The sequence below is a fragment of the Photobacterium japonica genome, from assembly GCF_050337005.1.
Lineage (GTDB): Bacteria > Pseudomonadota > Gammaproteobacteria > Enterobacterales > Vibrionaceae > Photobacterium > Photobacterium japonica.
On sequence record NZ_JAKJSN010000104.1, the window covers coordinates 1 to 5,229 of the forward strand.

Annotated in this window: 6 protein-coding genes; 2 read left to right on the forward strand and 4 right to left on the reverse strand. The window is 40.3% G+C overall.

Annotated elements, in window-relative coordinates; genetic code table 11:
- Positions 1-406 (forward strand): hypothetical protein (locus L4C36_RS23225; protein ID WP_428480144.1); only part of this gene is annotated, 406 nt, incomplete at its 5' end.
- Positions 407-512: 106 nt separating this feature from the next.
- Here the strand turns inward: L4C36_RS23225 and bla are convergent.
- Entirely contained in the window at positions 513-1,433 is a 921-nt protein-coding gene (gene bla / locus L4C36_RS23230; RefSeq protein ID WP_428480145.1) for a class A beta-lactamase, read from the reverse strand.
- Positions 1,434-2,167: 734 nt separating this feature from the next.
- Between bla and L4C36_RS23235 the strand changes: the two genes are divergently transcribed.
- Positions 2,168-3,064: a tetratricopeptide repeat protein gene (locus tag L4C36_RS23235; RefSeq protein ID WP_428480146.1), complete on the forward strand. Its 897-nt coding sequence runs from the start codon at positions 2,168-2,170 to the stop codon at positions 3,062-3,064.
- Between the two features lie 150 nt (positions 3,065-3,214).
- Here the strand turns inward: L4C36_RS23235 and L4C36_RS23240 are convergent, their stop codons facing one another.
- The 3 genes from L4C36_RS23240 to L4C36_RS23250 all read right to left on the reverse strand — a co-directional run.
- Entirely contained in the window at positions 3,215-3,790 is a 576-nt protein-coding gene (locus tag L4C36_RS23240; protein ID WP_428480147.1) for a hypothetical protein, read from the reverse strand.
- Positions 3,712-4,197: a GIY-YIG nuclease family protein gene (locus tag L4C36_RS23245; protein ID WP_428480148.1), complete on the reverse strand. Its 486-nt coding sequence runs from the start codon at positions 4,195-4,197 to the stop codon at positions 3,712-3,714. Before L4C36_RS23245 ends, L4C36_RS23240 begins: the two co-directional genes overlap by 79 nt.
- Before the next feature lie 247 nt (positions 4,198-4,444).
- A partial coding sequence (locus L4C36_RS23250; protein ID WP_428480149.1) for a hypothetical protein occupies positions 4,445-5,229 on the reverse strand: 785 nt, incomplete at its 5' end.

Genomic DNA, 5,229 nt, shown 5'->3' on the forward strand with positions numbered 1-5,229 from the left:
AGTTAATCCTTTACCTCAAGATGAATTATTCAAAACTTGGTTGACAGATAAACAAAGAAAATTCCATGGGAATTATCGGGATCTTCAAACTATCGCCATATTATGTGCTGATTATCAACGGGGAAAAGATGCACGCCTTATTAAGGATAATGTTAAACTCGTAAGCTATATTAATGAGCATGTAGAAAAATTTTGGCAACAGGATATTAGCGATAAATCAGAAGTTTCTATCGAGAATTTTTTAAATAAACACGGCGATCTTTCTATGACAGAAATGGTTAACGAGTTTAAAGCGAAAGTTGTTAGAGCGGCAGAACATCATTGCGGTGATTTGCAATCAACATCTGAAATGCTTGGTCTTTCTCGGAAGGCCTTAATTGACATAAAGAATCGTTATGATGTATAGGGTTTTAATACGGTGACGTCTCCAAGGCTTTACAACCGCGATGCAAGAAACAACAAAACCCGCTGAAAGGCGGGTTTTTTATTGGGGTGAAAATCAATAGCAGGATCTATTCTAGGGATGGGGATGTTGAACTGTATTGATCAAAAATCGTCTGACCAATCTTCACAATGGCTTGGTTGCGCGCATCAAACGACGCCTCCGTTTGCATCACATAGATAGCAATGATTATCGGGGCGCGATCTTCCGGCCATACCATGGCGGTGATACTTCTTGCGCCGTGACCGCCTGCTCCGGAGCGGTCTGCGATAGTCCAGCCTTGAGGTAATACTGAACGTAACAGGTTGCCGGTGACTTGGTTGCCCATCATCCAATCGATAAGCTGTTGTTGGTTTTCCTTCGACAGACCCTCTTTAAAAAGCAGTGTGTTCAGCGTATTTGTCATGGCGTTGGGCGTTGTTGTGTCTCGTTCATCACCCGGCATCGCTTCATTGAGTGCCGGTTCGAAGCGATCTAATTGTGTCACTGTATCGCCAGACTGGCGAAGGAATGCCGTGATCTGGTCGGGACCACCGACTGCGTTAATCACGATATTCGCCGCGGTGTTGTCACTGGTGAACATTGTCGCTTTACACGCTTGCCCTAAAGGCATGGCTTTACCCACCCACTTTTCCGTGACCGGCGAGTAGGTCACTAACTCGCTGGCTTTGATGGTGACGGTATCGGTTAATGTCAGAATGTTATGGTCAGCATCATGCAGTAACTTGGCGCATGCCAGTGTTTTAAACGTGCTGGTTAACGGGATGCGAGCATCCCCTTTGTAATCCCAGATGGTGTTGTCTTGGGTATCCAATACCGCAACACCGATATGGGCAGAGAGTGTCTGTTCGATGGCTTGGATTTGAGTGTGGACGGGCGCAAAGTCCACCTGTGTTGCGGCGGTTGCATTGGGTGTGTAAAGCCCTGTGTAAATCGGCGCGGAAAGCGAAAGTAGCGTCACGGCAGTGCCGAGAAACGTAGAAAATTTCATTGGGGAAACATCAGTGATAATGAAAAGCGCAGTGTAGCAGAACCATGATGCAGAGAAAGTCAGCAAAGCGTAACAAAACACGCAGGCGGTGGGTTTTGAGTGTAGAGCCTGCATATTTGAATAATTGGCTTAATAGCTTATCGCCAAACGATGTTTCCTTCGACCAATGGTCGAATACCCGCTTCTAAGTGATTGATCATTCTGTTGCTCTAAGGACTATTTTTCGCCGCGTACGGTATAGCAACGGTAATCCTTGTAGTATATAAACACAGTAAAAAAGTGTGATGTCTGTGAGCAGAAAACAGAGTCAGGAGGCGCGAGTCACCAGTGCGCCGGATTTGATGGTCGGTGAGGGAGGGGACGATGTGGTTTCTGCCCCTTTACAAGTTTCAGTCAGAAGATTCGCGTTCGTAGACAGCTAAAGTTTGACTAAATGTAGAAAATGTGACGAAAATAGAGCATATGCAGTATGTTAGCAAGGTTGCTTCGGGACAAGAGAGGCTTAGCATCACAGACTTAGTGGCACTTCCCTAAGTTTTATACTCATTTGCATGCAAGTTAATGGCTAAAAACTGCTGGATAAGATTAGATGAAATACTGTCTGAATGCGATATACTTCAACATGATGATACTACTCCTGATAATCATCATATATTTCCTCAAATTCAGAGTATTACACCCTTGGTTTTGATGAAATATTATTCAACAGAGAAAGGCTGTAATGAGATTTATAAATGTTTAATTTTTTCAAAAAATATAAGGCAATAAGCGCGCCTTTTCTGCCATCAGTATCGAGAACGGTTTACTCAAGATGCCTCAATGAATATGATTTATCTATCAAAGATGTTAACATTGTTTACGGAAAATACAAAAGAAACTTGGATATACTTTTAGATAGAACAATTATAGATGAAAGAATTAATGATATTGAATCAGCAACTTCAATCGCAATAAAGCTTATCCATGAAGAGTTTATCCTTTTATCCAGTTTAAGCAGATCTACAGAAATTAGTGATGAGGAATTTATTCGCAGCACTACAGGGAAAAATAAGGCCTCTTCAGATCTTATAAAATATGATTTTTTCTATGAGTATTATAATGCTATTCGGTTCAATTGTAGAGAAAGTCAATATATGGTTGCGAATTACTATGAGTACGGTTTTAGTGGAATCAAAAGGAATTACACAAAGATGTTCCAATGGTATGAACGATCCGCTTTAAACGGATACATTCCTGCTATGAGAGAGCTATCTGCACAATATGCATTTCGTAGAAGTGACGATGATACTTCTATTCTCTGGTTAATTAAGGGAGCAAACCTAAATGATGCAGAATCGTATTTTAATTTATATGAAAAGTTTAGCGACGGGCTCCTTAAACTTATAGGAAATAAAAAGTATTTATATAACGAAACATTAGCTAAATACTGCCTATTAAAAGCCGTTTCTATTGATGAAAAAAGAATCTCTGATTTGATTTATATTCCAGAATATGGTGAAGACTATGATCGAGAAGAACACTATTTCGATGTAAATAAGGTAAATGAGTCACTTGCCAACATTTTAGCTGGAGGCAAAGAACTAAACTTAGAGTTAGAATTTATGAAGATGAAGCTATCTAAAAATCAATAATTGTAATCAAAGGTAGCGATACTACGCACTGAGGRATCCCCTCATCATCTTCCCAAAGCGCAACTATCCACATTAAGCAATACACTTTTGATTATTAAACGACAAAGGGCCAGCATAACCCCTTTCAAGATCATACTGGCCCTTTATTAGTTATATGTTAGCCCGTAGCAAGAAAATCCCCAATACAATGAAACATGCCCAGCTAAACAGCTTTGCGAGTCCGCTCGTTGGCTTAGTTTCTGGGAGTATTGGATCAGATTCTTCAGCTTCTTCGATGTTGTGTTGACGCTGTAGCGTGTTAACCAAATCCTTGCATTCTTTGTCTTGTTTTTTCTGATTACACGCAATAGATCCCTGTATAGCTGTAGCCTGTTCTGCCTCCACTGACTCAACAAAGGCCAGTATCTCTGCCTCTGTCATATCTTTGAAGTGTTCATGAGTCAGGCCCTTGTAAGTAACTGCCACATATTTGCGCTCATTTAGTGCTACACGTTCCACTTCTTGGGCCAAAGCCTCTGCGTGATCCTCTGGTGTCATTCGGTACTCAGGGCGATCTGGTAATGGTTGGATCACTGGCAAATCAAGCTTAACCCCGTTGGTGGCATCCAATATGCGATCAGGGAAATTGATGTAGTAATCATGTAACTCTATATTGCATTCATCCAGCTGGTCGCGCTGACGTTCGATTGGTTCCCAGATTGCATCATCATCAAACAACTTACCCAAAGGTAACTATTAACAGCCGCCTGTAGGCGTATTTCCTCAATTGCATCATCAATCAGTTTGCCGTTAGTCTTATTCCTGTACTTATCTTTCAAGTGTACTTCATGGCGTAGTTGTACAATATCCCCAGTGCTGCTGACCCCTTCACAACCTGCAATAGCCTTCACCGTGGCAACGGCTTGCTCTACGCTAACACCTTCAAACCATTCTCCACGCATACGCGAGGCGCTTAGGTGTTTGTGCACTGACTGTTCAATGCTGTGGGCAACGCCTAAAGGTTCTGATTGCCATTTCAGATCCACGGTAAAGCCTGAAGTATTCGCCAGTTGGTGGGCGCGTTGTTCAGGATCTTTACTAATGCCGATCTTCACTAGTCCCAGCTCATTAAGCATTACATATACTTTTTGCATTATTCTTATTCTCAAAAATAAAGCCCCCATTTTTTGGGCTTCGTTATTATAATTAACCAGACCTCCTAGAAATAATGCTCGCCTTATCCATTCATCGCCTTTCTAACGTACACCAGGGGGAAAGCCTTGGCTTCGGCCTTTCGCTGGTAGCCGAAAAGGTGTTCTTATGGTTTCGTTTGATTCTGACCTGATAGCAGCTTTCCTGCATAAATGGGCGTAAATACGCCCATTTATATAACCCAGAAACTTATGATATTTTATTCATAATTTCAGTTAAACGCTTAGCTTCATCGTAGTCACCATTATTAACGGCACAAACAATGGCATTTTTTAACTTTTCATGACTTTCTGAAGTTAATTCATTCCTTACAACTTGCCTAACAATTTCATCTTCTTCAGCTTCTTTCAACTTTCTAGCTCGTCTTTTATTACTAAGAAAACCAAAGAAACAAAAAATATTCCCAGCAAACAACCCAAACTTATACAATAATGATGATTCTTCTTTGTTAACTTTAACCTGCCTTATCTTTGACAATGTTTTTTTAACTAAAGGTAAAGAAAGTTTGGCAATAACAATAAACAAGACCACCAAAGACGCATTAATTATGAGATCTTTGGCATTTTTATACTGAATATCCTTAAATACATTTTCAATTTCGCCATACCTTTTTTTTACTAATGWTGGTGACAATGTTATCATTATTTTTCTTTTTAATTCCCAGAACCATAAACCATCGGCGTAATTACTATAATATTCATACAGTGTAATATGTCCAACCTCACTAAAAGGTAGACCAGATATAAACAATTCGCTCTTAAACTCTATACCACAAACTGTAGAATGAGGTTCACAAATACTATCACTATAGTAAGCATCCATTTTCTTCTTACCATTGAAGTTTGGTGATAGTGACCAGTAACCAGATTTGTCAGTAAATACCTTCACCCCCTCATATGTGGTTCCATACTCACTGGAACTACCAATCACAACCCTGAAACCGTCCAATTCAAAATGATTATTCATCATAATAT

What these genes read in the sequence shown, in the direction of transcription:
- L4C36_RS23245 (WP_428480148.1), bottom strand. Translation starts at nt 4,197, where the DNA reads ATGCAAAAAGTATATGTAATGCTTAATGAGCTGGGACTAGTGAAGATC.
- L4C36_RS23235 (WP_428480146.1), top strand. Translation starts at nt 2,168, where the DNA reads ATGTTTAATTTTTTCAAAAAATATAAGGCAATAAGCGCGCCTTTTCTG.
- bla (WP_428480145.1), bottom strand. Translation starts at nt 1,433, where the DNA reads ATGAAATTTTCTACGTTTCTCGGCACTGCCGTGACGCTACTTTCGCTT.